General features: G+C 73.8%; 27 protein-coding genes and 2 tRNA genes. 11 read left to right on the top strand and 18 right to left on the bottom strand.

Features of this window, described 5'->3' with window-relative positions; genetic code table 11:
* The first annotated feature begins 48 nt into the window (after nucleotides 1–48).
* A tRNA-Ser gene (locus ACQP0T_RS01280) sits at nucleotides 49–134 on the top strand.
* Nucleotides 135–193: 59 nt separating this feature from the next.
* Here the strand turns inward: ACQP0T_RS01280 and ACQP0T_RS01275 are convergent.
* The 4 genes from ACQP0T_RS01275 to ACQP0T_RS01260 all read right to left on the bottom strand — a co-directional run bounded on the left by ACQP0T_RS01275 (nucleotide 194) and on the right by ACQP0T_RS01260 (nucleotide 3226).
* Nucleotides 194–379 carry a hypothetical protein gene (locus ACQP0T_RS01275; protein ID WP_433870913.1) on the bottom strand — a complete coding sequence of 62 codons (186 nt, stop codon included), beginning with the start codon at nucleotides 377–379 and terminating at the stop codon, nucleotides 194–196.
* Between the two features lie 317 nt (nucleotides 380–696).
* Entirely contained in the window at nucleotides 697–1548 is an 852-nt protein-coding gene (locus ACQP0T_RS01270) for a lysophospholipid acyltransferase family protein (protein ID WP_433870912.1), read from the bottom strand.
* Nucleotides 1545–2372, bottom strand: a complete 828-nt coding sequence (locus ACQP0T_RS01265; protein WP_433870911.1) for a lysophospholipid acyltransferase family protein — start codon at nucleotides 2370–2372, stop codon at nucleotides 1545–1547. Before ACQP0T_RS01265 ends, ACQP0T_RS01270 begins: the two co-directional genes overlap by 4 nt.
* Nucleotides 2369–3226, bottom strand: coding sequence for a lysophospholipid acyltransferase family protein (locus ACQP0T_RS01260; RefSeq protein WP_433870910.1), 858 nt, complete (start codon nucleotides 3224–3226; stop codon nucleotides 2369–2371). Before ACQP0T_RS01260 ends, ACQP0T_RS01265 begins: the two co-directional genes overlap by 4 nt.
* A gap of 364 nt (nucleotides 3227–3590) precedes the next feature.
* Between ACQP0T_RS01260 and ACQP0T_RS01255 the strand changes: the two genes are divergently transcribed.
* Together ACQP0T_RS01255 and ACQP0T_RS01250 are read left to right on the top strand one after the other, a co-directional pair.
* A complete protein-coding gene (locus ACQP0T_RS01255) occupies nucleotides 3591–4949 on the top strand; it encodes an SWIM zinc finger family protein (RefSeq protein ID WP_433870909.1) in 1359 nt (452 codons plus the stop codon).
* Nucleotides 4946–7621 carry a DUF6493 family protein gene (locus ACQP0T_RS01250; protein WP_433870908.1) on the top strand — a complete coding sequence of 892 codons (2676 nt, stop codon included), beginning with the start codon at nucleotides 4946–4948 and terminating at the stop codon, nucleotides 7619–7621. Before ACQP0T_RS01255 ends, ACQP0T_RS01250 begins: the two co-directional genes overlap by 4 nt.
* 77 nt (nucleotides 7622–7698) lie before the next feature.
* Here the strand turns inward: ACQP0T_RS01250 and nhaA are convergent, their stop codons facing one another.
* The 3 genes from nhaA to ACQP0T_RS01235 form a co-directional block, all read right to left on the bottom strand.
* A complete protein-coding gene (nhaA, locus tag ACQP0T_RS01245) occupies nucleotides 7699–8916 on the bottom strand; it encodes a Na+/H+ antiporter NhaA (RefSeq protein ID WP_433870907.1) in 1218 nt (405 codons plus the stop codon).
* A 474-nt stretch (nucleotides 8917–9390) separates the two neighbouring features.
* Complete coding sequence (locus tag ACQP0T_RS01240) at nucleotides 9391–9582, bottom strand: hypothetical protein (protein ID WP_433870906.1); 192 nt, start codon at nucleotides 9580–9582, stop codon at nucleotides 9391–9393.
* A 34-nt stretch (nucleotides 9583–9616) separates the two neighbouring features.
* Nucleotides 9617–10090, bottom strand: coding sequence for an NUDIX hydrolase (locus ACQP0T_RS01235; RefSeq protein ID WP_433870905.1), 474 nt, complete (start codon nucleotides 10088–10090; stop codon nucleotides 9617–9619).
* Between the two features lie 209 nt (nucleotides 10091–10299).
* On the opposite strand from ACQP0T_RS01235, the gene ACQP0T_RS01230 reads away from it, so the two are divergent.
* Together ACQP0T_RS01230 and ACQP0T_RS01225 are read left to right on the top strand one after the other, a co-directional pair.
* Nucleotides 10300–11046 (top strand): SAM-dependent methyltransferase, encoded by a 747-nt coding sequence (locus tag ACQP0T_RS01230; RefSeq protein ID WP_433870904.1) that lies wholly within the window; start codon nucleotides 10300–10302, stop codon nucleotides 11044–11046.
* 224 nt (nucleotides 11047–11270) lie between these two features.
* Complete coding sequence (locus ACQP0T_RS01225; RefSeq protein ID WP_433870903.1) at nucleotides 11271–11780, top strand: hypothetical protein; 510 nt, start codon at nucleotides 11271–11273, stop codon at nucleotides 11778–11780.
* 121 nt (nucleotides 11781–11901) lie between these two features.
* Here ACQP0T_RS01225 and ACQP0T_RS01220 read toward each other — a convergent pair.
* From ACQP0T_RS01220 to ACQP0T_RS01205, 4 genes are all read right to left on the bottom strand, one after another.
* Nucleotides 11902–11986 (bottom strand) — tRNA-Ser (locus ACQP0T_RS01220).
* A gap of 43 nt (nucleotides 11987–12029) precedes the next feature.
* Nucleotides 12030–12608 (bottom strand): RNA polymerase sigma factor, encoded by a 579-nt coding sequence (locus ACQP0T_RS01215; protein WP_433870902.1) that lies wholly within the window; start codon nucleotides 12606–12608, stop codon nucleotides 12030–12032.
* 118 nt (nucleotides 12609–12726) lie between these two features.
* The gene (locus ACQP0T_RS01210; protein ID WP_345359435.1) at nucleotides 12727–13185 is read right to left on the bottom strand and encodes a nucleoside deaminase; all 459 of its coding nucleotides are present in this window, start codon (nucleotides 13183–13185) and stop codon (nucleotides 12727–12729) included.
* Nucleotides 13182–13670, bottom strand: a complete 489-nt coding sequence (locus tag ACQP0T_RS01205; protein ID WP_433870901.1) for a tRNA adenosine deaminase-associated protein — start codon at nucleotides 13668–13670, stop codon at nucleotides 13182–13184. Before ACQP0T_RS01205 ends, ACQP0T_RS01210 begins: the two co-directional genes overlap by 4 nt.
* A 127-nt stretch (nucleotides 13671–13797) precedes the next feature.
* Here ACQP0T_RS01205 and ACQP0T_RS01200 point away from each other — a divergent pair, with 127 nt between their 5' ends.
* Complete coding sequence (locus ACQP0T_RS01200) at nucleotides 13798–14769, top strand: prephenate dehydrogenase (protein WP_433870900.1); 972 nt, start codon at nucleotides 13798–13800, stop codon at nucleotides 14767–14769.
* 242 nt (nucleotides 14770–15011) lie between these two features.
* On the opposite strand, the gene ACQP0T_RS01195 is transcribed toward ACQP0T_RS01200, so the two are convergent.
* The gene (locus tag ACQP0T_RS01195; RefSeq protein WP_433870899.1) at nucleotides 15012–15248 is read right to left on the bottom strand and encodes an antitoxin; all 237 of its coding nucleotides are present in this window, start codon (nucleotides 15246–15248) and stop codon (nucleotides 15012–15014) included.
* Nucleotides 15249–15440: 192 nt separating this feature from the next.
* On the opposite strand from ACQP0T_RS01195, the gene ACQP0T_RS01190 reads away from it, so the two are divergent.
* Together ACQP0T_RS01190 and ACQP0T_RS01185 are read left to right on the top strand one after the other, a co-directional pair.
* Nucleotides 15441–16121 (top strand): TetR/AcrR family transcriptional regulator, encoded by a 681-nt coding sequence (locus ACQP0T_RS01190; protein WP_433870898.1) that lies wholly within the window; start codon nucleotides 15441–15443, stop codon nucleotides 16119–16121.
* Nucleotides 16122–16153: 32 nt separating this feature from the next.
* On the top strand, nucleotides 16154–17335 hold the full coding sequence (locus tag ACQP0T_RS01185; protein ID WP_433870897.1) for a cytochrome P450: 1182 nt from the start codon (nucleotides 16154–16156) through the stop codon (nucleotides 17333–17335).
* On the opposite strand, the gene ACQP0T_RS01180 is transcribed toward ACQP0T_RS01185, so the two are convergent.
* Entirely contained in the window at nucleotides 17298–18527 is a 1230-nt protein-coding gene (locus tag ACQP0T_RS01180) for an MFS transporter (RefSeq protein ID WP_433870896.1), read from the bottom strand. The two genes, ACQP0T_RS01185 and ACQP0T_RS01180, sit on opposite strands and share 38 nt — an antisense overlap.
* A gap of 479 nt (nucleotides 18528–19006) precedes the next feature.
* On the opposite strand from ACQP0T_RS01180, the gene ACQP0T_RS01175 reads away from it, so the two are divergent.
* Together ACQP0T_RS01175 and ACQP0T_RS01170 are read left to right on the top strand one after the other, a co-directional pair.
* The gene (locus ACQP0T_RS01175) at nucleotides 19007–19219 is read left to right on the top strand and encodes a hypothetical protein (RefSeq protein WP_433870895.1); all 213 of its coding nucleotides are present in this window, start codon (nucleotides 19007–19009) and stop codon (nucleotides 19217–19219) included.
* A 135-nt stretch (nucleotides 19220–19354) separates the two neighbouring features.
* Entirely contained in the window at nucleotides 19355–19555 is a 201-nt protein-coding gene (locus ACQP0T_RS01170) for a hypothetical protein (protein WP_345359460.1), read from the top strand.
* A gap of 240 nt (nucleotides 19556–19795) precedes the next feature.
* Here the strand turns inward: ACQP0T_RS01170 and ACQP0T_RS01165 are convergent, their stop codons facing one another.
* From ACQP0T_RS01165 to ACQP0T_RS01150, 4 genes are all read right to left on the bottom strand, one after another.
* Nucleotides 19796–20590 carry an SDR family NAD(P)-dependent oxidoreductase gene (locus ACQP0T_RS01165; RefSeq protein ID WP_433870894.1) on the bottom strand — a complete coding sequence of 265 codons (795 nt, stop codon included), beginning with the start codon at nucleotides 20588–20590 and terminating at the stop codon, nucleotides 19796–19798.
* Between the two features lie 51 nt (nucleotides 20591–20641).
* Complete coding sequence (locus ACQP0T_RS01160) at nucleotides 20642–21307, bottom strand: O-methyltransferase (protein WP_433870893.1); 666 nt, start codon at nucleotides 21305–21307, stop codon at nucleotides 20642–20644.
* Nucleotides 21308–21566: 259 nt separating this feature from the next.
* Entirely contained in the window at nucleotides 21567–22271 is a 705-nt protein-coding gene (locus ACQP0T_RS01155) for an SRPBCC domain-containing protein (protein ID WP_433870892.1), read from the bottom strand.
* Between the two features lie 39 nt (nucleotides 22272–22310).
* Nucleotides 22311–24104 (bottom strand): ABC transporter ATP-binding protein, encoded by a 1794-nt coding sequence (locus ACQP0T_RS01150; protein WP_433870891.1) that lies wholly within the window; start codon nucleotides 24102–24104, stop codon nucleotides 22311–22313.
* A gap of 78 nt (nucleotides 24105–24182) precedes the next feature.
* Here ACQP0T_RS01150 and ACQP0T_RS01145 point away from each other — a divergent pair, with 78 nt between their 5' ends.
* Nucleotides 24183–24755, top strand: a complete 573-nt coding sequence (locus tag ACQP0T_RS01145) for a TetR/AcrR family transcriptional regulator (protein WP_433870890.1) — start codon at nucleotides 24183–24185, stop codon at nucleotides 24753–24755.
* A gap of 217 nt (nucleotides 24756–24972) precedes the next feature.
* On the opposite strand, the gene ACQP0T_RS01140 is transcribed toward ACQP0T_RS01145, so the two are convergent.
* Nucleotides 24973–25800 (bottom strand): alpha/beta fold hydrolase, encoded by an 828-nt coding sequence (locus tag ACQP0T_RS01140; RefSeq protein ID WP_433870889.1) that lies wholly within the window; start codon nucleotides 25798–25800, stop codon nucleotides 24973–24975.
* Between the last annotated feature and the right edge of the window lie 12 nt (nucleotides 25801–25812).

Genomic DNA, 25812 nt, shown 5'->3' with positions numbered 1-25812 from the left:
CACGACCCATACCCGCTGCTCAGAACGCCCTCTGCTAGGCTTCCGCACGGAGGATTGGCCGAGCGGCCTAAGGCGCACGATTGGAAATCGTGTTGGGTTAACAGCCCTCAGGGGTTCGAATCCCCTATCCTCCGCTCGCGGAACCCCGGAGCGCTATTCGAGCGCCCGGGGTTCTTCGCGTTCGGCGGTGGGGTCAGCGCCCGCAGGCGAGCACCTCGGCGTTGAAGCCGTCGAGGTAGCCCTGCGCGTACCAGTGCTGCACCTCGCCGCCGTGCTTCACGGGGATGTTCCGCCCGGTCCCCCGCCGGCGATCATCGAGCCCGTCCTCGCGGCCCTCGATGTAGGCTTCCTCGAATTCGTCGGGCGGCACGTCGATCACTTCCCTTCCTGCACGCCCCCCGCACGGATTCCGCCGCCCGACCCGGAAACGGATCCGCACGGCGACGACCCGGCAATTATTAATGGCTTTCACTTCTTCGCCGCAAGTCGCTCCCGGGGCGTTGGGCCTGTTTTCACTCCTTCGTGTCGAAACGCGGCGCGATTTCCCCGATCCTCCGAGGTCGACGACGCGCAGCGGCCGCACGGGAACGATTTCCGAAAGCGCTCGGGAATTCCGCGGGCACCATGCCGCACCGCGCGAATCGCGCCCGGCGAAAACAACTCCGCGAGAAAGGGATGAAACGGGGAAGCGCGGAATCAGCACCTCGCTCGTTCGTCGGCCGTGACGCAATCGGACGGCAGCGGACCGGTGCGGTCGACGAGCCGGTGCCAGGCCGTCCGGGCCAGCTCGCGCCGATCGCGGGCGTTCGCCGACTCGACGGGAGGCAGCAGGGTGATGCGGAGCTCCAACCCGCGCATCCGGAACACGCGGTCGAGCATGGAGCCCACCTCCTCCGCCCCCGTGTACCAGGAGGCCCGCGCGGTGGGCGTCCCGTCGCGCAGGACGCACCGGGTGAGCACGGGTTGCACCGGAACGCCCGCGTCGAGGGCCGCTTGGAACACCGCGGGCCGGAACGGACCACCCGGTTCCCGGCAACGCGGCGCGCCCTCCGGGTACACCAGCACCGACTCGCCCGCCGCCAGCTCCGCCGCCACGTCCCGCACCATGCCCGGGATCGCGGCGCGGTCGGTGCCGTCCACGAAGACCACCCCGCCGCGGGTGAAGAGCCTGCCGAGCACGGGATTGCTCCGGCTCTGGTGCGTGCCGACCCCGATGAGGTGGGGGTGCGCGGCCAGCATCGCCAGCCCGTCGAAGAAGGACACGTGGTTGGCGACCACCAGCGTGGGCCCGGGCTGCTCGCCGACGCCGTCGAACCGGACCCGGATCCCGGCGGCGCGCAGCGCGCTCCGGCTCCACAGGCCCATCAGCCGTCGCGCTGCGGCCGGCCGCAGCGCCGCGGCCACGAGCCCGAGGACGTAGGCGAGAGCGCAGGACGCGGCGAACGCCAGCCGCCGGGCGGCGCGGCGCAGCGGACCGACCTCCGGCGGGCGGTCGTGGTCCGGAACGCAGTCGAGCCGGCACGCGTGGTCGACGGTCACGGCGGTCATGGGCCGACCTCCTGGAGTCCGGTGCGGTGCGCGGCGCACGTCCCAGGCACCGGCGGTGCGGCGTCGGCGACGGCCCGGTGCGCCCGTCGCGCCAGCTCGGTCCGCCCACCCCGCGGTTCGAGCGCGTCCAGCGCGGCGATCCGCATCACCAGCCCCCGGGCCTCGGTGATCCGCCGCAGCGACCGCGCCAGCGGTTCGGTGCCGATCCACGTCGCGCGCGGGGTGACCCGCCCACCGGGCAGCTCCCACCACAGCGCGACCGGGACCACCGGGGCGCCCGCGTCGAGCGCGGCCTGCACGGCCGAGGGCCGGAAGTCGCCGCCCGGCGGCAGGCAGCGGACCCGCCCCTCCGGGAACACCACCACGCTGTTGCCGCTGCGGAGTTCGGCGGTGATGGCCTCGACGAGGGCGCGGACCCCGGCGAGGCTGCCCTGGTCCACGAAGATCGTCCCGGCGTTGCGGGACAACCGCCCGAGGAACGGGTGGTCCGCCAGTTCCCGCCGCGCCACCGCGACGGCGGGCCTGGTGGCGAGCACCGCCATCGCGTCCAACGAGGACACGTGGTTGGCCAGCAGGAGCGCTGCCCCGGGCCTGCGCTCACCGGTGGCGGTGAAGCGCGCACCGGTGGCGCGGGTGTAGAGCGCGGTCCACCACCGCAGCAGCCGCCGCGCGCCGCCGCGCGAGCACGCCGCGGACAGCACGCCGAAGACCCAGCAGAGGGCGATCGCCGCGCCCACCGCCGCGGTGCGCCAGGCCCGCCGCAGCCGACCCACCCGCGCGGCGCCGTCGTCGGTGGCCAGGCAAGCCTCGTCGCACCGGTTCACCGGACACCTCCTCGGGCCAGCGCCGGACCGCTGATGCAGGTCTCCGGCAGGTGCGCGCCCGCTTCCGCGAGGGCCGCATCGGCGCGCCGGGCGAGCTCCGCGCGGCCGAGCCCGGGGTCGAGGTCCGGCAGGACCTGGACCCGCACCGCCGCGCCGCGCATCCGCTGCACCCGCCGCAGCGAGTCGTGCAGCCCCTCGTCGCCGAGCCAGGACAGGCGCGACGTGGGGCGGCCGTCCGGGCGCTCGCACCACAGCAGCACGGGGCGGACCGGGACACCGGCGTCGACCGCCGCCTGCAGCACCGTCGGGGCGAACGCCCCGCCCGGCGCCGAGCACCGGATGCGCCCCTCCGGGAAGGCCACCACGCTCCGCCCCGAGCGCAGCTCCTCGGCGACCTCGCCGACGAACCGCCGCAGCGCCGACAACCGGTCCCGCTCCAGGTAGATCGTCCCGGCCGCGCTCAGGAAACGGCCGAGGAAGCGGTCCGCGCGCATGTCGTGGGCCGCGGTGATGGTGCAGGGGCGGCCGGCGACGAACACGAGCGCGTCGAAGTAGGACACGTGGTTGGCGATCAGCAGCACGGGATCGGACCCGAGCTCGCCGCTGATCCGCACCCGCACGCCGGAAGCGGCCAGCCACGCCCGCGCCCACCAGCGGAACAGCGCGGCACCCGCCGACCGGGGCAGCGCCGCGCCCAGGACGCCGGCGCACCAGCCCGCCGGGTAGAGCGCGCGCATCACCAGTCGGCGCAGGAGGAAACGGACCTCGCCCACCTCCTCGACCTCGTCCTCGTCCTCGGGAAGGCACCGCAGGTCGCACGGATGCTCCGGGAAGTACTGGTTCGTCTTGTTCATGCCTCACTCGGATTCACGCCAGGGATCGACGTCCGATCCGCCGGACGAGCCCGCGCGGCACGCCGCGATGCGCGGAGCCGGTGCCAGAACGCGCGGAGGACCGACGCCACCAGGCATCGAAGGATCTTCGCGGTGTTTTCCACGCTAGAGAGAGACGCGACCACCCGGCAATGATTCGGACGTCGCACCTTCGTGTGATCAACACGCCCCTGAAGTGTGATGATTCATCCGTCCGCGCGCGGGCCTCGGCGGGTTCGGTCCGATGCGGACCCGATCGCCGCGCGCCGGTGGGAGCCGCCCGGTGCCGACCTCGAATTCGGGCGAACCGCCCGGATCTGTCGGTGATCATCCGTACGGTGCGCGCATGGCAACAGCAACGCAGTCCTACGCCTACGTGCGGCCGTCGGCCGTGCACGGCTCCGGCGCCGGACGTTCCCTCGCGCTGGAGACCTCCGGCGGCGCCACCCCGGACGGCGCGGTGGAGAATCCCCGGTTCTTCGACGGTTTCCTGACCGCGCCGACCGCCGCGGCGGCGGCCCTGCTGGCCGTCGCCGAAGTGGCCTCCGCGCGCTACTTCCAGCGCAGCGCGGCCCGTTCGCTGGACCCGGTGGTGACCGCCAACGGCGACCGGCTGCGGATGGAGTCGTTCTCCGGCTGCGGCGGGGTCTACGCGCGCCTCGACGTGCTCGCGCCCGGGCTCGACGGCGGCGAGATCGGCCACGGGACGACCAATGTGGACATCAACCCGCCGCTGCGGCGGGCGCTGGCCGCGCTCGGCGGGCTGGACCCGCTGCACCTGGCGGTCGGCCCGGACGAGCTGGCGGTCGCGACCCTCGACGGCCGGTTCGTGGAGAAGAAGGTCCCGCTGCCGGAGCGCTGGGTGCGCGGCTTCGCCGAGGCCCAGGTGCTCGGGGCCGGTTTCGAGCTGCGCGCGGAGGTGCCCGCGGCGGAGGCGGCGGCCCTGCTGCGGTCGATGCCGCGGCCGACGCAGCGGTCCGGCGCCCGCACGACGCGCTGGGTGATGCCCGCCGGGCGGACGTTGCGCCCGGTGACCAGGCCCGGCCCCGGCGCCGTCTGCCTGCCCGGTCCGGAGCGGCTGATGGCGCTGCAGCAGGTGCTCCCGCACGCCGACGCGCTGCGGGTGCACGCCCCGGCCACCGGGGAGAGCACGGCGGTGGCGTGGGAGGTCGCGCTGCCGCACATGCGGCTGACCCTGATGCTCTCGCCGGAGGCCTCGCGCGGGTTCTCCGGCGAGGGCGGCGTGCTGCACGACCTCGCGGGCGGCGCGGCGGCCGAGGACGCGGACCTCGTCTCGGCGCTGCTGGCCTGGGAACCGACGGTCGACGTGGCCGCGCTGTCCCGGCAGGCCGACCTGCCGCCGGAGCGGGTGCGCGCGGCGCTGACCGTGCTCGGCACGTCCGGCCAGATCGGCTACGACCTCGCCGAGCAGGCCTACTTCCACCGGTCGCTGCCGTTCTCGGCGGGCGCCGTGGAGACGCGCAACCCCCGGTTGCGGCGCGCGCGGGCGCTGGTGGCCGAGGGCGCGGTCCGGCGCGAGGGCGCGGTGTTCTCGGTGGGTGCGGAGGACCACGCGCACTTCGTCCGCGGCGACGACGCGGGAGCGCTGAGCTGCACCTGCCTGTGGTGGGCGAAGTACCGAGGCGGGCGGGGGCCGTGCGCGCACGTGCTCGCCGCCGGGATGATCCTGGAGGAGACGCGGTGAAGTTGCTGGAACTCGTGGAAGCGGCCGATTTCGACGGAGTGCTGCGGGCGCTGCCCGACCTGCCGCCGGAGGAGCGCGACACCGCCTGCGGTGACCGGCTGCTCGCCGCGCGGACGACCGCCGAGCAGGAGGGGACCTGGGCGATCGGCTGGAACATCGAGAAGAAGCAGACCTGGCTCGCCGCGACCCTGGGCTGCGGGATCGCACCGGGGACCGCGGCGGACCTGCTCATCCCGTTCCGCGCCGTGCCCGACGGAGGGCGCTGGCTGACCGCCGTCGCGGACCTGCACCCGGTCGCCTGGCGGACCGAGTTCGTCGAGCGGTTGCGGGACGGGGCGCGCAGCCACGACGACCACTGGTTCCCGGTGGTCGAGCACGTCGTGGACACGACCGGGATGCCGATGCCGACCTGCGACGCGTTCCTCACGGCCTGGCTGGCCAAGCACATCAGCCTGCCCAACACGTACTTCCCCGCACCGGACGAGGACGTGCTGGCGGGGCTGCGCGCCGACGAGCGCACCGCGTCGCTGCTGCCGCTGGCCCTGGAACGGCCCGGCGTCGACGTCCGGGCCTGGCTGCGCAGGTTCGTCCGGTTCGCCGCGGAGGGGCTGGTCGACCGGGGGCTCCTGGTCCGCCGGATCATGGCCGACCTGGTCCGGGACGCGCAGGCGGAGAACCGCTTCCTCGCCAGGGTGAACGTGGGCCAGTTCGAGCTGCTCGCCCTCACCGCCGAGGAGCGCGTCGCACTGGCCGATGACCTCACCGCGATCATCGACGCCCAGCTCACCCGCCTCTTCGACGACGGCACGCGGATGGAGACCGAGCCCGCGCTGACCTACCTGCGCGCGCTGCTGCCCACCCCCGCCGACAACGCCCCGCGCACCCGCGAGCACCTGGCGCTGCTGGACCGGTCGCTGCCGGTGGCCACCCACGCCCAAGAGGTGCTCATCGGCTTGGACGGGGCCGGACTGCTGGCGCCCGAGGACTTCTCCGAATCCTGCCGGCGGGTCCTGCCGCGTCCGGAGAAGAAGCTCGTCCGCGCCCAGCTCTCCTGGCTGGACCGCATCGCCAAGCGGGAGCCGGCGCGGGTGGCGCAGGTGGTGCGCGACGCGGCGCTGACCTTCCACAACCACGAGCCGGTGCTCCAGGAACGCGCGCTCGCCCTGGTCGCCCGCCACCTCCGCAAGGCCGGGGACGCGGTGCTGCCGGAGCTGCGCACCGCCGCCGGGGCCCTCGGCGCGAGCCTGGCCCCCCGCGCCGCCGAACTCCTCGGCACCGAGGACACCACCGAGCCCTACGCCGAGGTGCTGCCGCCGGTGCCGGAACCGCAGCCGGTGCCCGGACCGCTCGGCACGCCCCTCGACGTCGCCGAGGAGGTCGCCGCCGTCATCGCCGACAACTGGGACGTGGTGCCGTTCGAACGCGCCCTCGACGGGCTCGTCCGGCACGCCGCCCGCGACCGGGCCGCCCTCGCCGCGGCCCTGGAACCGGTCGTGCGCCGGGACCCGCGCAGCATCGGCGGCACCCAGAGCGACGTCTACGACGTCGCCCGGTTCGTGCGCGGCGACGAGCCGAGGGAATGGGCCGTCCAGTCCAGGGACCACTGGGCCTACCGCTACAACTTCGGCGACGACAACCAGGCCAAGGCCATGCTGGCGGCGCGGCTGGTCGAGGCGATGCGGATCGTCGAGTCCGGTGCGCAGCCCTTCCTGCTCGCGGTGCCGACGCTGTCCACCGGCGCCCTCGACGCCGGGGTGCTGGTGGAACGGGTGGCGGAGTGCGAACGGCTCGACGTGACCCCGGCCGAGGTCGACTTCGGCCAAGCCCTCCTGCGCGTCACCCCGACCGCGGACGAGCAGGTCCTGCGCGCCGCCGAGGAGCTGCGGTCCGAGTCCGGGCGGCGGCTCGCGCGGTGGCTGCGCGACGGCGGGCTGCCGCACCAGGACTCGACACCGCCGTGGTGGGCCGATTTCGACGTGGCGAAGGACGAGACCTCCTACCGCGAGCGGTGGTGCGACGCGGCCCGCCCCGGGGTGGAGCCGGAACCGCCGCTGCCCCCGGTCGCGGCGGACCTGGTCGGGCCGAATGCCCGGGCCGGCGAAGGGCCGCCCGCAACGTTCTGGGTCGCCCAGCTCCCGCACCACCGCGATGAGCTGGCCGCCCGCGGCTACCTCGAAGGGCTCGGCCACGGGGTCCGCCGGTGGCCCCGGCTCCTGCCGCACCTCGCCGAGTCCGGCGGCCCGGCGGGGTTCGCGGTGCACTGCGCGGTGGCGCGGAGCATGGCGACCAGCTTCGAGCAGGACCGGACCGCGACGGTGGACGCCCTGCTGGTGCTGGCCGCGCGGGAGCAACTGAACGCCGGGCTGCTCGGGAAGCAGCTCGCGGTGCTGCTGCGCGGGCTCGGCATGGCGAACCGGGTGCACGAGACGTTGCGGGCCGCGGCCGAGACCGGTGCCCACCGCACCACCTGGTCGATCCTCGCGGCCGCCCTGCCCGGGCTGCTCACCGGCACCCCGGTGCGCGGCGCGGGAACCCTGCTCGCGCTGGCCACCGAATGCGCCGCCCGCTGCGGCGCCACCGGAGAGCTCCCCGCCGTCACCGAGCTCGCCGCCCGCAAGGGATCGAGCCAGCTCGTGAAGAACGCCCGCGCCCTGCGGGACGTCCTGAGCTAGCGCGCCGGGTCGGGTCCGCGACCGCGGGCCCGACCCGCTGCGCCCCCGGCGGGAGCCGACCGGGTCGACCGCGCCGGTCATCCCGTCTCGTCCGGCACCCCGTGCCTGCGGTAGTGGGCGCTGCGGGCTCCGAGCACCACGGACGCCAGCACCGTGGCGAGGAAGGAGGCGAGCAGCACCGCGCTCTTGGCGTGCTCGAGCATCGCGGGAGCTCCTTCGTAGGAGAGCTCGCTGATCAGCAACGACACGGTGAAACCGATCCCGGCGAGCAACGAGACCCCGGCGATGTCGAGCCACCGCAACGCGGGGTTGAGCTGCGCCCCGGTCAGCCGGGTGGCCAGCCAGGCTCCCCCGGTGATCCCCACGAGCTTCCCGCCGACCAACCCGGCGATGATGCCCAGGGCGACGGGCTCGGACAGCGTGCTCGTCCAGCCGCCGACGGCGACACCGGCGGAGAGCAGGGCGAACACCGGCAGCGCCACGCCCATCGCCCACGGCCGGAGGGCGTGCTCCGCACGGCTGCTCGGCGACTCCTCCTCGCCCGAGCGCGTGCTGGTGCGCATGAGCAGCCCCATCGCCACCCCCGCGATGGTGGCGTGGATCCCGCTCGCGTGCACGAGCACCCAGATGGCGCACGCGAGCACGGCCCACAGCGCCCACCGCACCCCGCGCCACCGGCCCAGCGGACCGGGGAAGCCGCGGCGCTGGAGGTGGGCGAACACCAGCAGCAGCGCCACCGCGGCCAGCGCAGGCGGCAACGACAACGCGTCGGTGTAGAACACCGCGATCACCGCGATGGCCACCAGGTCGTCGACGACCGCCAGGGTCAGCAGGAAGGTCCGCAGCGCGGGCGGCAGGAACCTGCCCACCACGGCGAGGATGGCGATCGCGAAGGCGATGTCGGTCGCCATCGGGATGCCCCAGCCCCGGACGGCAACCGGGTCCTCCAGGTTGATCGCGGCGAAGATCGCGGCGGGCACCAGCGCACCGCACACCGCGGCGATGATCGGCACCAGCGCGCGCTTCGGGCGGCGCAACTCGCCGTGCACGAACTCCTGCTTGAGCTCGTTGCCGACGATGAAGAAGAAGAGGGCGAGCAAGCCGTCGGCGGCCCACGCTTCGACCGGCAGGTGCAGGTGCAGCGCGTGCGGCCCGAACTCGGCGGAGCGCACCGCCTCGTAGGACCGGCTCCACGGCGAGTTCGCCCACAGCAACGCCACGGCGGCCGCGCCGATCAGCAGCAGGCCGCCCACGGTGTCGCGGCGAAGCGCGGCACCGATTCCGGACAAGGACATTCGACCAACCCCAAGATGCCGGGCCTCGTACCCGGGTCCGGCGGACGCGGGCACGAGGCTTCGCGGAAGGAGAACGAGGGTTCACGATGGCGCTGACGAGCCGTCGCCGCACCGCAGGACGGTGCGGGTTCCGAGGTCAGCCCTGGACCGGCGGTGGGCATCCCGCCATCTCGCCGTGGGCGTTGGTCCCCCATGAGCTCAGCCACCCGTTGGTCCCGGAGTGCCGCATGACGCCTTCGGGCCGGGTCGGCTCCCATCGGGCGGGGCGGTTCCCCGGACCCGGCGGAGGCCCGGGATCGAAGCCCGCGCGCGACGCGCCGCCCCGCGCGCGGCGAGGCGGCAGGTGCGGGTGGCGGCGGACATGGCCCGACCGTACCCGCCCGCCCGCCCGCCGACCACAGCCAGGACATCGCGCTCATCACAGGTACCGCCACCTGATCAGGTTCCGCGACCGCGCACCGGCCGGGGTGGTGTTCAGCGGTCGAGCAGGCGGTGGATCGTCGTGATCACCCCGGCCGCGCCGTCCTCCGCGGCGACCTGCCCGGGTGCGCAGGCGGGGTTCGCCGGTGGCCTGGCGGACCAGCTCGGGAGCCGGGGGGCGTCCAGCCGCTTGCAGGGCAGCGACCCGGGGCTGACGCCGAGCTGGTGCAGCCGGTCGCTCCACATCGGCTGGTCGGCGATGACCGGGCCGATGGGCGCCTCAGTGCCGGATCAGGTCGCCGACCGGGACGGCAGCGACGTGGCCGGTCGCCGGGAGGTCCCGCGCCAGGGCGAGGCCCACGTCGACCAGCGACGACCGGCGCAGGCGGGCGACCTCGGGGATCGGGGTCCGGGCCGGCTCGACGGTCGCACCGCCCGGCTCGGGCCGGAGCGCGCCGCCGGTGATGCGCACCTGGTAGAAGACGCCGACGTTCTGGTGCTCGACCCCCCGGCGCGCCTCGGCCGCGGGGATCACCCGCGAGTCCACGCCCAGCAGGCGTTCGACCACCGCATCGCAGCCGGTCTCCTCGGCGAACTCCCGGACGACCGCGTGGAACGGGTCCTCCGCGTGCTCGACCTCACCGCCCGGCAAGGACCAGTCCCCCGACGCGTGGCGGACGAGCAGCACCCGCCCGTCCTCGACGCACACGGCGTACGCCGCCAGCCGGAAGCTCCCCCGCCGCGTTCCGTCCATCGGCTCATCATGGCCCACGCCACGGCGCCCCCGTGCGGTCGGCGAAAAATCGGTGGACGCGCAGGCCCGGAGGGTTCTAACTTCACCTGCGTTCGAGGTACGCGCGTTCCAGCGAGGTGAGTTGATGACGGCCCGGGCAACGGCGGTCGACTGCGGTCGACTGTCCTCCGCGAGCGCCATGACCTCATCGAACGCAAGGAATGCGCACTGTGGACCTGCCACGCATCTTCACCATTCGCGAAAGCAGCCACCACATCCACAACCCGTTCACCGGTGACCAGCTCGCCACCCTCGGCCGGGCGCTGAGGCTCGCGCCCGGGACGCGCGCGCTCGACCTGGCGAGCGGATCGGGCGAGTTGCTGTGCACCTGGGCGCGCGACCACGGCATCACCGGGACCGGGGTGGACATCAGCACGGTGTTCACCGAGCACGCCCGAGCCCGCGCCGCCGAACTGGGCGTCGCCGACCGGGTCGACTTCGTCCACGGCGATGCCGCCGGATACGTCGCGGACGCACCGGTCGATCTCGCCGCGTGCGTGGGCGCCACCTGGATCGGCGGCGGCGTGGCCGGCGCGGTCGAACTGCTGGACCGCAGCCTCCGACCCGGCGGGCTCATGCTGATCGGCGAACCGTACTGGCGCCTGGACCCGCCCGACCAGGACACCGTCGAAGGCTGCGACGCCACCCGCAAGGACGACTTCCGGCTGCTCCCGGAGCTGATCGAGCAGTTCGGCGACCTCGGCTACGACGTCGTGGAGATGGTGCTGGCCGATCAGGCCGGCTGGGACCGCTACCGGGCGGCGCAGTGGCTCAACCTCCGCACCTGGCTCGACCAGAACCCGGACGACGAACTGGCGGCCGAGGTGCGGGCCGAGCTCACCACCGCCCCCGCCCGCTACGCGCGGTACGGGCGCGACCACCTCGGCTGGGGAGTCTTCGCCCTGATGGCGCGCTGACCCCGGTGGCGACGCGCGGGACCGGCCCCCGGACCCGCGCGTCGCCACCAGGCACGAGCACACCTCGAGGCTGAACGCCCGCGACCGCGACGAGGGCCGAAGGGCGCGGCCATCGGGTCCGGGATGCCCCTTCGGCCGGCCCAGGACGGAAAGTTTCCCGAATTGCCGTTGACGGCACCCGGATCTCCGTAATCTCTTCGCCGGGTGGACTCACTGGGGGCGGCGTGGAGGACGACAGCAGGAAGGCCGTGGCATGGCTCGGCATCGCCGGGTCGGTCCTCGCGGTGCTGGCGTTCTTCGGGATCAACAACATCGAGGACGTGCAGCGGATCTTCGCCACGCCTCCGGAGGAGTCCGCCCAGCCCACGGCCGACACCGCCTACGCAACCCCCACGTACGACTACAGCCCGGACCACACCACCGAGGAGTCGGCGACCGAGGACCCCGGATGCGACGCCGCGTCGGACACCATCCACGCGTACATGGACCTCATCCCCACCGACAACGATCAGGGGACGGCCGCCGGGATCTTCGCGGACATGGCCTCGGCGTTCGCCTCCGACTCCACCGAGGCGCAGGACTCCGACGTGGAGGCGGCGCTCGACGCCCTGGCCGCCGATTCCAGGGCCCTGAGCAGGGCTACCAACCAATCCGACGTGGCCTCCTACCGCGTGGCGTCGGACCAGCTGAGCGCCGACCTGGACGATCTGAACGCGGCGTGCGGGTGGTCGTGAGCTCACTGGCCCGAACCAGCACATGGCCCCGGACGCCCGTCTGAGCGGCCAACTGAGACTAGAAATGAGACCGGACGCAAGAAAGCCGGGCCCCGCTGCTGCGGGACCCGGCTCTCACCTGCGGTAGCGGTGGGATTCGAACCCACGGAGGCGTTAACCTCACGCGCTTTCGAGGCGCGCTCCTTAGGCCGCTCGGACACGCTACCGCCGACAAGCGTAACGGACGCTTCGCTCGATCCGGGGAGGGGGTCAGCGCCAGGCGCGCATCAGGTCGGCGAGCCGGCTGCGGGCCCGGGACAGCCTGCCCCGGACGGCCTGCTCACCTGCGCCGACGCGGCGGCCGATCTCGCCGGAGGACAGGCCGTCGACCTCGGCGAGCAGCCAGACGTCGCGCTGGCCGCTGGGCAGTCCGGCGAGCGCGCGGCCCAGGGCGCCGACCCCGGCCCCGAGCTCGGCGGCGCGCTGCGGGTCGGGCACCGCTCCCCCGGCGACCACCGCCCGGTGCTCGGGCAGGGCGTCGACCGGCACGGTGCGCCGGGTCCGCCGCCTGCGCAGCACGATGAGGCAGTGCCGCCGGGCGATCTGGAACATCCAGGCGCGCAGCGCGCCGGGCTCGGCGAGTTCGCCCACCCGGCGCCAGACGGTCAGGAACACGTCCTGGACGACGTCCTCGGCCTCGGCGCGGTCGTCGAGCATCCGCAGCGCCATCGCGAGCACCCGGCCGGAGTACCGGGTCACCAGCCGCTCGAAGGCGACGGCGTCGCCCCCGGCGATGGCCGCCGCGAGGACGGCGTCGGGCGGGCCCGCCTCGGGATCGGTCGGCTGCACGCGCACCCCCTGATGTCCGACGGCTGATGTCCGACGGGCCCGCGCCCGGCGGACCCCTGCATCGTCATAGCCCGGGTTCCCGCTTCCACCGTGGACAAGCCACTCGACGGGGTGAAAATCAGCGGTGATCGTCGAAGAATTCCGCGAGCGCGGCCGCGCACTCGTCGGCGAGCACCCCGCCGACGACCTCCGGGCGGTGGTTGAGCCGCCGGTCCCGGACCACGTCCCACAGCGAACCGACCGCGCCGGTCCTCGGCTCCCAGCAGCCGAACACCACCCGGGACACCCGGGCCAGCACCAGCGCCCCCGCGCACATCGTGCAGGGCTCGACGGTCACCGCCAGGGTGCAGCCGTCCAGCCGCCAGCCGTCGCCGTGCGCGCGGGCGGCGGCCCGCAGCGCCAGCACCTCGGCGTGCGCGGTGGGGTCGGCCAGGTCCTCGCGCCGGTTGTGCGCGCGGGCCAGCTCGCGGCCGTCGGCGTCGACCACCACGGCCCCGATCGGCACGTCCCCGGTGGCGGGCGCCCCCTCGGCGGCCACCAGCGCGGCCCGGACCAGGGCCGCGTCGTCGGACCTCACGTGTCCAGCTTCTCCAGCACACCCGCTAGCTGGTCGCCGAAACCGCAGCGCTGGGCGATCATCTCCAGCTGCTCGTCGGGGTAGAGGTCGACCTCTTCGATGATCACCAGCAGCTCGCCCTCGGGCAGGCCCAGGTCCTCCAGCATCGCCAGGTTGCCCTCCGGCCACACCTCGTCGTCGTCCTCGTCCGGCGGCTCGATCCGCAGCAGGTCGAGCACGTCGGCGGCGATGTCGTAGTCGAGCGCGGCGGCGGCGTCGGACAGCAGCAGGTCGGCACCGCCGGGCACCGGCCGGACCAGCACGAAGAACTCGTCGTCCACGTTGCACATGCCGAAGCACGCGCCGGGCGACCGCAGTCCGCGCAGGGCCGTGATGGTGGCGTCGACGCCGGTGAGCACCGGCCGGTCCAGCGGGCTGCAACGCCAGCGCCCGTCTTCACGCACCACGGCGACGGCGAATCCCGCAACCGGGTCCTGCACGGTCATGGCACCACCGTAGAGCGTGGCAAGGCCACCCGAAAGCACTAGTGCCCGCTCGTCACCAAGCTGGGACCGGATTCACGCCCGTCCGGGTGCGCGCGAACTCCGGCGCGGATTCGGGCAGGATGGCCGAATGCGTGCCGTGTGCGTGATCGGACTGGGATTGATCGGCGGATCGGTGCTGCGGGCGGCGGTCGCCGCCGGGCGCCCCGGCTGGGGGGCGACGACGTCGGCCGCCGACGCCGAAGCGGCCAGGGCCGACGGCTACGACGTGGCGGAGTCCACCGAGGACGCGCTGCGCCGGGCCGCCGAGCAGGACGCGCTGGTGGTGCTCGCCGTGCCCCTGACCGCGGTCCGCGACGTGCTCCGGCTGGTCGCCTGGCACGCCCCGGAGGTGTGGTTGACCGACGTGGTGAGCGTCAAGGACCCGGTGGCCGCCGAGGTGCGGAGCCTGGTCCCCGGCGCCCGCTACGCGGGCGGGCACCCGATGGCCGGGACCGCCACCTCCGGGTGGGACGCCGGGTCGGCGGAGCTGTTCACCGGGGCGTCCTGGGCGGTGGTGGTCGAGGAGGAGACGACGCCGGAGGCGTGGCGGGAGGCCGCCGCGCTGGCGCTGGACTGCGGGGCGCAGGTGGTGCCGACCTCGGCGGGGCTGCACGACGCGGCGGTGGCCCGGGTGTCGCACCTGCCGCACGTGTTCGCCGCGATCCTGGCCGCGGTCGGCTCCGACGGCGGGGCGCTCGCGCTGTCGCTGGCCGCCGGGTCGTTCCGGGACGGTACCCGGGTCGCCGGCTCGCCGCCGGACCTGGTGCAGGCGATGACCGAGGGCAACCGGGTGGCGCTGCTGGACGCGGTGGACGACGCGCTGGGCCGGCTGGGCGCGGCGCGCGGCTCGCTGGCCTCCAGCGGATCCCTGAAGTCCACGGTGGAAGCCGGGCACGCCGCGCGCACCGCGCTGACCGGGCTGGGCGCCGAGCGGCGCGGGCGGCGGCAGCACGCGGTCGACGGCACCGAGGCGCTGGCCGAGCTGCGCGAACTGGGCGACCGGGGCGGCCGGGTGGTGGCGCTGGAGGGCACCGGCGCCACCGTCGAGGTCCCGGAGTGAGCGCGCGCCCCTGACGGGACCTTCCGGCATGCGGTGCCGGTGGCGGAACCTCAGCGGTGCGAGCTGACGGCCGCACCCGCGTGCGGCTCCGCCGCGCAGGCCGTGGTGCTACCTCGGGGTTGACGTGCGGAGGGGCCGCCCCCGTGCACGAGGCGGCCCCTCCCCGGGCCCGCTGCGGCCCCTGTCGCGCGGGACGGCCCTCATCCGACCCGGTCGCGCCAGCCCCGGCCCAGCGGCGGAACTCAGCGCGGCGGCGGACCGCCCTCCGGCGGCGGCTGACCACCTTCGCCCCGCTGCTGCGGCGGTGCGTCGGGGCCCCGGAACTGCTCCTTGCCCTTCTCCGCGGCCTTGTCGATCTGCTCACCGTGGCCGAAGCGCTCCTTCGCGGCGCCCGCCGCCCGGTCCACGCCCTGCTCGGCCTGCTCCGGGTGCTGGCGCCCGAGGTGGGTGAGCTTGTCCTTCAGGTCTTTGAGCTTCACGACCGCTCCCTCCTCGCTCGTCGACTGGTGTCGCCCCCTGAAATTAGCTCCGATCCGGTGACAGCGCCCGCCGAGCGAACTTCCGGGTGATCCCTTGTCACCGCTCCAGGCGGAGCGCTACCTTCCGATGACCAGATTTGAAAATTGGTCACCAGTCACCAGTCATCAGTCATGAGTCAGGAGTGCCACCGCATGACCCGTGCCCGCGCCGACCGGATCCTCGACGCCGCCGGGGAGCTGCTGCTCCACCACGGCCACCGGAAGGTGACCGTCGAGGACGTCGCCGAGCGGGCCGGCGTGGGCAAGGGCACCGTCTACCTGCACTGGCGCACCAAGCGGCGGGTGTTCGAGGCGCTGATCCTGCGCAGCGCGGGCGAGGTGATCGACGAACTGGTGAAGGCGCTGGAACAGGACCCGGGCGAGGTGCGACCGCACCGCTTCGCGCGGCGCACCTACCTGGCCATCCAGCAGCGACCGCTGATGCGGGCGGTGGTCCTCCGCGACGCGGACCTGATCGGTGCGCTCAAGACCGGCTCGATGCGCCAGGAGCAGATCTTCTACGGGCAGCGCTACTTCACCCTCATGCGGGACCACGGCCTACTGCGCGAGGACTTCCCCGACGCCGAGTACGCCTACGGCGCCGTCGTCGGCGGCTTCTTCACCGTCGACACCCTCGCGCCCGACCCGCACGACCTGGACGAGCACCGCAAGGCCGACGCCCTGGCCCGCACGCTGCGGCGGGCCCTCGAACCCACCACCGATCCCGAACCGGAGGTGGTCCGGCACGCGGCGGCCGAACTCGCCGCGCTCTACCGGGAGGTCGCCGACCTCCAGCACGAGTGGATCTACGGAACCGACGAGGGGGACGGCTGATCCCGCCCTCCGCAGCAGAAGGGGCACCCACCATGACGAGCCTCGCCGACACCTGGGGGTTGCACGATGCGCAGTTCTGGCTGCGCGGCGAGCGACCCGAACGACCGGTGGAGTACGACGCGGCCACCGGCGTCTGGAACGTCTACGGCTACGCCGAGACCGTCGAACTGCTCTCCGACCACGCGACCTTCTCCTCCGACACCGGGCGGCTGATCCCCGAGGCGGCCGGGTTCACCGAGGGCAACCTGCCCCAGCTGGACCCGCCGGAGCACCAGAAGCTGCGCAAGCTGGTCTCGCACGCCTTCACCCCGAAGGTCGTCGCCGACCTCGAACCGCGCATCGCCGAGGTCACCGCCGAACTGCTCGACGGCATCACCGACCGCACCGAGCTGGTCAACGACCTCGCCTACCCGCTGCCGGTGATCGTCATCGCCGAGCTGCTCGGCGTGCCCACCGACGACCGCCACCTGTTCAAGCGGTGGGTGGACGCGATGTTCGCGCAGACCCAGAAGATCTCCCTCGTCGACCGGTCCGAGGAGCAGACGCGGCAGTTCGAGGACGCGCTGGAGCAGGTCGGCCACCTCACCGCCTACCTCGGCGAGCACGCCGCCGAGCGCCGCCGCGCCCCGCGCGAGGACCTGCTCAGCAAGCTGGTCACGGCCGAAGTGGACGGTGAGCGGCTCACCCACGCGGAGGTGGTCAACTTCGCGATGGTGCTGCTCATCGCCGGGCACATCACCACCACCATGCTGCTGGGCAACACCGTGCTGTGCCTGGACGCGCACCCGGAGCAGGGCGCCGAGGTGCGGGCCGACCGCTCGCTGGTGCCCGCGGCGATCGAGGAGTCGCTGCGGTTCCTCAGCCCGTTCGCGGCGGCCTCCCGGGCGACCACCCGGGAAGCCGTCCTCGGCGGACAGGTGATCCCGGCCGACCAGGTGGTGCTGCCGTGGCTGGCGGCGGCCAACCGGGATCCCGCGCAGTTCGCCGACCCGGACACCTTCGACGTGCACCGGCACCCGAACCCGCAGCTCGGCTTCGGGCGGGGCATCCACTTCTGCGTGGGCGCCCCGCTGGCCAGGCTGGAGGGCCGGGTGGCGCTGAACATGCTGTTCGACCGCTTCCCGGCGCTGCGCTGCGACCCCGAGGACCGCCCGGAGTTCCTGGGGAGCCCGAACCTCACCGGGGTGCGTCGGCTGCCGCTGCTGACCCGCTGAGCCGAGTCGACTCCCGGGTCGACTCCGGGGTCGGCTCCGCGGCCGGCTCCGGGGTCGGCGCGGCGCGCAGCACCAGGTGGCCGAACAGGGCCAGTGCCAGCACCGCGACGGCCCCGGACGCCGGGCCCAGGGCACCCCAGCCCCACTGCCCGGCGACGGCGCCGCCCGCCATGCCGCCCAGGCCCATGCCCAGGTACAGCGCCGAGGAGTTCACCGCGATCAGCACCGAGGCCGAAGCGGGCGCGGCGTCGAGCAGGCGGTGCTGCACGGCGGGCATGATCCCCCAGCCGCCGAGCCCCCACAGCACCAGCACGACGACCGTGGCGACCGTCGACCCCGCGGCCACCGGGAGCAGCACCAGCCCGGTCGCCAGCGCGACCAGCGAGGCGACGATCCCGACTCCCGAGCCGAACCGGTCGGTCAGCCGCCCCACCACGGCGTTGCCCATCGCCCCGGCCACGCCGTAGCCGAACAGCAGCGCGCTCAGCGCCCCGGCACCGGCGCCGGTGAGCTCGGAGAGCATCGGCGCGGCGTAGGTGTAGGCGGCGAAGTCGGCGAGCGAGGCCAGCGCCGAGACCGCCAGCACCAGCCGCACCGTCCGGCCGCGCAGCACCGCCAGCCGCTTCCCGCCGTCGACCGGGGCGGGCGCGGGCACCTCCGGCAGCACCCGAAGCAGCACCGCGGCCAGCAGGCCGAGCACCGCGACGCACCAGAACAGCCCGCGGTAGCCCAGCAGCGGCTCGCCCAGCACGCCCAGCGGCACGCCGATCACCGTGGCCAGCGTCAACCCGGCCAGCACCATCGACACCGCACGCCCGCGCCGCTCCAGCGGCACCAGGTCGGCGGCGATCACCACGGCCGTCGGGGTGAACAGGGCGGCGCCCAGCGCACCCAGCACCCGCGCGGCGGTGAGGCTGCCGAAGTCCGGGGCGAGGGCGGTCGCGATGTTGCCGACCACGAACAGCGCGAGCGACAGCAGCAGCACCCGTCGTCGTTCCACCCGACCGACGGCCGTGGACAGCAGGGGCGCGCTGATCGCGTAGGTCAGCGCGTGCACGGTGACGAGCTGGCCCGCCGTGGTGACCGGCACGTCGACCTGCCCCGCGATGGCCGGGAGCACCCCGGCCACCAGGTACGAGCCGGTGTTGATCACGAACGTGCCGACGGCGAGCACGAGCAGCCGGAAGGACAAGGAGATCCCCTCGGTGGAAATGGCCGGGAAGCGGAGAACCGCCCACGCGGACGCGGTGGGTGTTCGGTTGGCGGTGGCGTCGGACGGCCGGTCGAGAGGACCAGACCCGGGGCGGCCACCAGGCACGGCCGCGACGGGCCGCACCCGGAGTTTCGTCTCGCGCGGGCGCGCCGTTACGCCGTACCCGGAAACGGCTCGCCGCAACCGGATCCAGCGGTCGGCCCGCGGCGCGGGCCCGCCGAGCCGGGGCGGTGGTCGAGTCCCCACGGGCCGCCCGCAGCCTCGCCTTCGCGGCCGGAGCCGCCGCTGGTGGCCGACGGTTCGTGGGCGCCCGGTGGCGCGGCTCGACGTGCCCGCGATCCGCCGCGCCACAGGTGCTCCGGCCGCGACCGGGCAGCGGAGTCGGACCGATCGGGCACCCGGGTCCGATCCGGACGGCCCATCCGGAGGTGTGGGCGGGTGCCGGAATCGAGCGCGCGATGGCGGTGCGGACCACCGGTGGCACGCCGCAGGCGGTCGCGATTCCGGTTGCGGGAACCGAGTCGGTGATCACCTTCTCGAATGGCGCGGTCGCACATTCCTCCACGCCCACCCAGGAATTCGAAATCCTTTCAGGACAATGGCACCCGCACGTGGTCCGGCCAACGGGTCACACCATGACGCACCGTGCGAAAACGGTGCCCGCCACCTGAATTCACCGGAGTGAACACCTTGAGGTGAAAGGGGGTTCCGCGCACGGCGGGGAAATCGGCGGGGCGGTAGACAGGGTTCTGCGGTGATCCTGATCGCACCGCAGCATTGGTGATATCTCGACGAAAGGAACGCACATGCGTCCGCTTTCCCGTGCCGCTCTCGTCGGCGCCCTCGCGCTGCCCCTCGCCCTGTCCTCCGCTGGTCTGGCCTCCGCGTCCGGGGGATGGGACTGGACGAACACCGAGATCTGCAAGATCCTCTCGTGCAACCACCTGAACCACGAGCACAGCGAGAACCACGAGCACGAAGAGGTCAACATCGCGGGCATCAGCTGACGCGAAGGACCTGTCCGGCCCCGCCGCCTCCCCGGGCGGCGGGGCCGGACCGCGTCCGGACCCGGCACGGCCGCCCGAGCGCTTCACCGGAACGGGTCATGGGTGAGGGGCACCTTCATCCGGCACAGTCGGATGAAGGTGCCCCTCACCTGGGCTACCTCGTTCCTACGTCACCTGTTCGTGTTCGGTAGTGGCGGCCCTGGCCCGACGGGGCTCGGTCCGGCAGTTGTGCGGGTGCCGTCAGAGGGAGGGGTCGAAGCGGCCGTCGATGGCCGTCCAGCCGCCGTCGACGTGGTGCAGCGTGCCGGTGACGTAGGAGGAGGCGTCCGAGGCCAGGTAGACCACGGCCCCGGCGATCTCGTCGGGCGCGGCCCAACGGCGCAGCGCGGTCTTGTCGGCGTAGGCGCCGTACCAGGTGGGGTCGGACTTGATCTGCGCGGTGAGCGGGGTCTCGAACGGCCCCGGCGCGACGGCGTTGACCCGCACGCCTTGGCCGCCGAGCTCGGCGGCCAAGGCCTTGGTGAGCTGCACGACCCCGGCCTTGGTCGCCGCGTAGATGCCCTGGCCGGGCTCGACGACCTCGGCGCGGAAGCTGGCGAAGGTGATGATGCTGCCGCGCCCGCGCACCGCCATCCGGGCGCCGAAGTCGCGGACCAGCCGGTAGGTGCCCTTGAGGTTGACCTCGACGACGCGGTCGAACTCCTCGTCGACGGTGTTCACCAGCCGCTTGCGGACGTTGATGCCCGGGGTGATCACCAGGACGTCGGCGGTCGGCTCGGCCTCGGCGAGCGCGGCGATGCCCGCCCCGTCGCGGATGTCGAGCTCCCGCGCCGTCGCGGAACCACCGGACGACTCGATCTCCTCGGCGGTCCGCCGCGCGCCCTCGGTGTCCAGGTCGGCGATCACCACCCGGGCCCCGCACCCGGCCAGCCCCAGCGCACCGGCCCTGCCGAGCCCACTGCCGCCGCCGACGACGACCGCGGTGCGCCCGTCGAGCCGGAACAGGTCGGCCGCTGCGCCGCCCGCGATCCCCATGCTGACCTCCTGCCGACGGCCGCCGCCGCTGCGAGGCGGCCACTGCGCCGATCATCGGTCAGCGGGCAGCACCAGGGCAAGGGTGAAACCGTCGTAACCCTTCGCCCCCACCGTCTGCACCGTGGTGGCGAGCAGCCCGGGTTCCTCGGCGAGCAGGTCGTGCAGGCGGCGGACCCCGGCGACCGCCTCGTCGGTCGAGTCGGCATCGGCCAGGGCACCGCCGCGCACCACGTTGTCCACGACGATCAGCGCGCCCGGCCTGCTCAGCGCCAGCGCCCACCGGACGTACTCCGGGATGGTGGCCTTGTCGGCGTCGATGAAGGTGAAGTCGAACGGCCCGGACAGCTCGGGCAGCACGTCCAGCGCCCGGCCGACCCGCACGTCGACGACCTCGGCCAGCCCGGCGCGGGTGAGGTTGCCGCGCGCGACCTCCGCGTGCACCGGGTCGGCCTCCACCGTGGTCATCCGGCCGCCGGGCGGCAGCGCGCGGCCGAGCCACATCGCGCTGTACCCGGCGAGGGTGCCGATCTCCAGGATCGACCGGGCCCCGACGGACGTGGCGAGCACCTGCAGCAGCTTGCCCTGCGCCGCCGAGACCGCGATCGGCGGCAGCCCCGATTCCGCCGCCGTCCGCAGCGCGGCGTCCCGCGCCTGGTCCGCAGGCGCCAGCCGCTCCGCGATGTAGGTGTCGACCGCGGTCCACTGCTCCTGGTGCATCCCGACCTCCCGGCTCGTCCCCCACCACCATCGCAGGCGCAGGCCGCGGTGCGCTCGGCGACGCGGGGAGTTCGCGCGGAGCGGGACTGCCGTCGTGAGCGTGCCCGTCGGAGCGTGCCCGTCGTGGGCCTGTTCGTCGTGGGCGCTGTCCACGTGGAGGAGCCGCGAGGCGGAGCAAGGAGTCGCAGCGGAGCTGCGGCGACCGACGACAACGCAGCGGCTCGCCGCGCGGCAGGCGTCGCCCTCTCCGCGCGGACTCTCAGTCCACGTGGAGATCCGCGGTGGGCCGCTCGCCCCGAGCCTGCTCCGGGACGATCCGGCCCGACCAGCTCAGCACCGGGTCCCGGCCCACGAGGTCCGGCGTCCACTGCGCCGAGGCCGCCCGCAGCGCCTCGGCGATGGCGTCCCCGTCGGCGGTGCCGGAGGAGCCGATCACCGCCACCCACGAGCGGATCATCTGCTGCGAGAACCGCTGGCCCTCCTCGCTGCGCTGCCAGCGGATCGGGTCGACCACGGGTTCCCCGCGCAGGTGCAGGTCCAGCGCGAGCAGGGTGGCGTCCCAACCGGGTCCGGCGAACAGCGCACCGGCACCGCTGCCCGCCACCGCCAGCGGCACCGAGTGCTCCAGCTCCAGCGCGGTGGTGTCGTCGCACTGGGACAGCCGGAACTCCAGCACGCTGTCCTCGGAGCCGAACAGCACCTTGAGCCGGCGCGGCGGTGCGCACTTGAGGATGCGTCCTCCCGCGTTGCCCTCGAGCTGGAACCAGCCGCCGACGCGGAAGTCGCCGTGGACCGGCAGGAACCAGCTCCGGAGCCGTTCCGGGTCGGCCACCGCATCCCAGACCTCCCGGAGCGGCGCCGCGAACCTGCGCCGGAGCAACATGCTCACCCGCTCGTCGTCGCCGAAGGTCTGCTGGTGCACCTGGCGCCGGGTGGCCGCTGCCTCGCCGGAAAAGTCGATCATCGGTGGTCCCCTCTCGGTTCGGTGGCTCACCTCCCAGGGTCACCGGAGTTCGGCGGATGCGCTGACCGGAACGGGCTCCGCGCCGGAATCGGCGATCCGCAGCGCCTCCACGAGTTCCCGGTACACCGGGTCGGCGGCCACCAGCTCCTCGTGGCTGCCGCGGGCGCGGACCTGACCGTCCTCCAGGACGACGATGGTGTCGGCGTCGATCACCGTGGACAGCCGGTGCGCGATGGTGACCACCGCGCCCGAGGCCGCCCGGGAGCGGATGCAGTCGTGGATCGCCGCCTCGGTGCGGCCGTCGACCTGGGCCGTGGCCTCGTCGAGCAGCAGCACGTCCGGGGTCCGCAGGATCGCCCGCGCCAGCGCGATCCGCTGCCGCTCACCGCCGGACACCGACGTCTCGCCCAGCGGGGTGTCCAGGCCTTCCGCCAGCGCGGCGATCTTGTCGTCGAGCCGCACCTCCCGCAGCGCGGCGTCGATCTCCTCCTCGGTGGCGTCGGGGTGGGTGAACAGCAGGTTGTCGCGAATCGTGCCCGGTACCACCGGCGTCTCCTGCTCGACGTAGGCCAGCCGCTCGCGCACCTGCCCGTGGCCCAGCTCGGGGTAGGGGTGGCCGTCGAGCAGCAGCTCCCCCCGCTGCGGTTCGAGGAAGCGCAGCAGCAGCGAGAAGATCGTCGTCTTGCCCGCACCGGACGGCCCCACGATCGCCGTGTGGCCGCGGCGCGGGATGGTCAGGTCGACGCCGCGCACGGCGGGCGCCGCATCCGGCCCGTACGCCGCCGTGACGCCGCGCAGCTCCAGCACCGGACTGTCCGGGACCGCTTCCCGGCGGGCCGCGGCACCGCCCTCGGGCTCGACCGCCAGCGCGCTCACCTCGCGGATCCGGCCGGCCGCGGCGACGCCGGACTGCAGCGCGGTGACGTTGTGGCTCAGCTCGGTGATCGGGTCCATCAACCCGAAGGCGTAGAGCAGGAAGGCGATCAGGCTGGAGACCTCCAGCTCGCCCGCGCCGACCCGCCACGCCCCGACGCCGAGGATCAGGATGATCGCGAGCTGGATGCCGGTCCACGCGATCGTCCAGGACGCCGCGGTGCGGCGCACCGCCCGGATCGCGTTGCGGGTGGACTCCCGGGCGTGCGCCAGGACCCGCTCGGCCTGGCGCTCCTCCGCCCGGCTGGCCTTGACGGTGCGGATCGCGCGCAGCGTGCCTTCGAGCGCGCCCCCGAGCGCGCCGACGTGCTGCTGCGTCTTCTCCTCCGACTTGGCGATGGCGGGCATCAGCACGCCGAACAGCACCGCCACGACCGCCACCGCGGCGACCGTGACGCCGAGCAGCACCACGTCCAGCACCGCCATCAGCACCAACGTGCCGAGCAGCATGATCGCGCCGTTGATCAGCCCGATCACGCTGGACGTGGCGGCCTCGCGCAGCAGCAGCGTGTCGGACGTGACGCGGGTGACCAGCTCGCCGGAGGGGCGCGCGCCGAGCGCGGGCACCCGCGCGCGGAAGAACCGACGCACCATCGACTCGCGTGCGTCGAGCACCACCCGCTCCCCGAGCGTGCCGAGCATCGTCCACTGCGCGGCCCAGACCACCGCGCCGACCACCATCAGCACCAGCAGCGACGCGATCGGCCCGGCCAGCGAACCGCCCGCCCCGACCGAGTCGAGCACCCACTTGGTGACCATCGGCGTGGCCAGTCCCATGCCGGAGCCGATCAGCGCCAGGAGCAGCCCGAGCGCGAGCGTGCGCAGGTGCGGTCGCGCGAACGACCACAGCACGCCCAGCCGACCGGATCGGTCGGCGGTGTTTCCCTCCGAAGCAGCCATGACCGGAAGTGGAACACGCCTGTTCCACACCGGTCCAGCGATTTTCCAGAAGGGCACGCTCCACTAGGCTCCTCGACCATGAGCAGTGCGGAACGAGCCCTGGAGACCGCCACCCGCGCGCGCACCCGGCGCGCCATCCTGGACGCGGCGGTCACCGTGCTCTCCCAGGACCCCACCGCCTCGCTCGGCGACATCGCCGCCGCCGCGGGCGTCGGCCGCACCACGCTGCACCGGTACTTCCCGGAGCGCTCCGCGTTGCAGCACGACCTGGGCTCGGACGCGCTGGAGCGGATCGACGACGCGGCCGAGCGGGCGCACCTCGCGCGCGGTACCGCGCCGGAGGCCCTCGGTCGGCTCTGCCAGGAGCTGTTCGAGCTGGGCGACCTCCTCATGCTCATCTTCAGCGACCCGCAGTTCACCCAGTCCGCCGCGTGGACGGAATGCACCGCCTCCGACCGCGCGATCATCGAGCTCGTCGAGAACGGTCACCGCGACGGCACCGTCGACCCGGAGCTGCCGCCGGAGTGGGTGCAGAACCTGCTGTGGTCGCTGCTGTACTCGGCGTGGCAGCAAGCCAGCACCGAGCACGTCACCAAGCACCAGGCGCTGAGCCTCTGCCTGCGCACGCTGCGCAAGTCCATCGCCGCCTGAGGCTCATTTCAGGATGCGGCGGAGCCGCATGCGGTGGGGCCGTCAGCTTGCACCGAGGCCCGTGCTCGGACGGTGCCGCTCAGCGCCTTCTCGCGAGGACAGCCGCGACGCCGTGTACGAAGTGGGTACATCGCCGAGCGGCTCCCGGAGCGAGAAGACCGCTGAGGTTCCGCCACCCGCACCGCCACGCAGGCCATTGGCGTTCCCTAGCGGCGGGTCAGCTCCGCAGGAACTCCAGCAGGTCCTCGTTGAACCGCTCCTTGTCACCGGGGACCAGCGCGATGCCGTGCGAGCCGCCCTCGTACACCTTGAGCTGGGCGCCGCGCACCAGCTCGGCGGTCTTCCCGCCGCTGACCGAGTACGGCACCACCTGGTCGTCGTCGCCGTGCACGACCAGCGTCGGGACGTCGAACTTCGCCAGGTCCTCGGTGAAGTCGGTCCAGGCGAAGGCGTCCACGCACCGCACCCCGGCCTCGATGCTCTCCTGCATCGCCATGTACCAGAAGGCGTCCTCGTTGCCCCGGGTGGCGTTGCTGCCCGGGCGGTTGGCGCCGAAGAACCCGGTGGCCGTGTCCTTCCAGAACTGGGAGCGCTCCCCCAGGATACCGCTCTTGATGTCCTCGAACACCTGACCGGGCACCCCGTCCGGGTTCCGGTCGGTCTGGCCCAGCATCGGCGGGATCGCCGAGAGCAGCACCGCCTTGCTCACCCGGGCGGTGCCGTGCCTGCCGATGTAGCGGGCGAGCTCACCGCCGCCCATCGAGTGCGCCACGAGCGCCACGTCCTGCAGGTCCAGCGCCTGGATCAGGTCGTCGAGGTCGTCGGCGAAGGTGTCGAAGTCGTAGCCGCCCCACGGCTGCTCGGAGCGCCCGTGCCCGCGGCGGTCGTGCGCGATGCCGCGGAACCCGTTGTCGGCCACGAACTTCATCTGGTCCTGCCAGGCGTCGCCGTTGAGCGGCCAGCCGTGGCAGAACAGCACCGGAGGACCGCTGCCCCAGTCGTTGTAGAACAGCTCCACGCCATCACGGGTTCTCACGCGACCCATCGGTCCCCCCTC

Origin of the sequence: Saccharopolyspora sp. CA-218241 (assembly GCF_050954615.1) — a bacterium.
GTDB classification, from domain to species: domain Bacteria; phylum Actinomycetota; class Actinomycetes; order Mycobacteriales; family Pseudonocardiaceae; genus Saccharopolyspora; species Saccharopolyspora cebuensis.
Note: the sequence above shows the minus strand (reverse complement) of the source record. Positions and strands in the feature narration are given on the sequence as shown.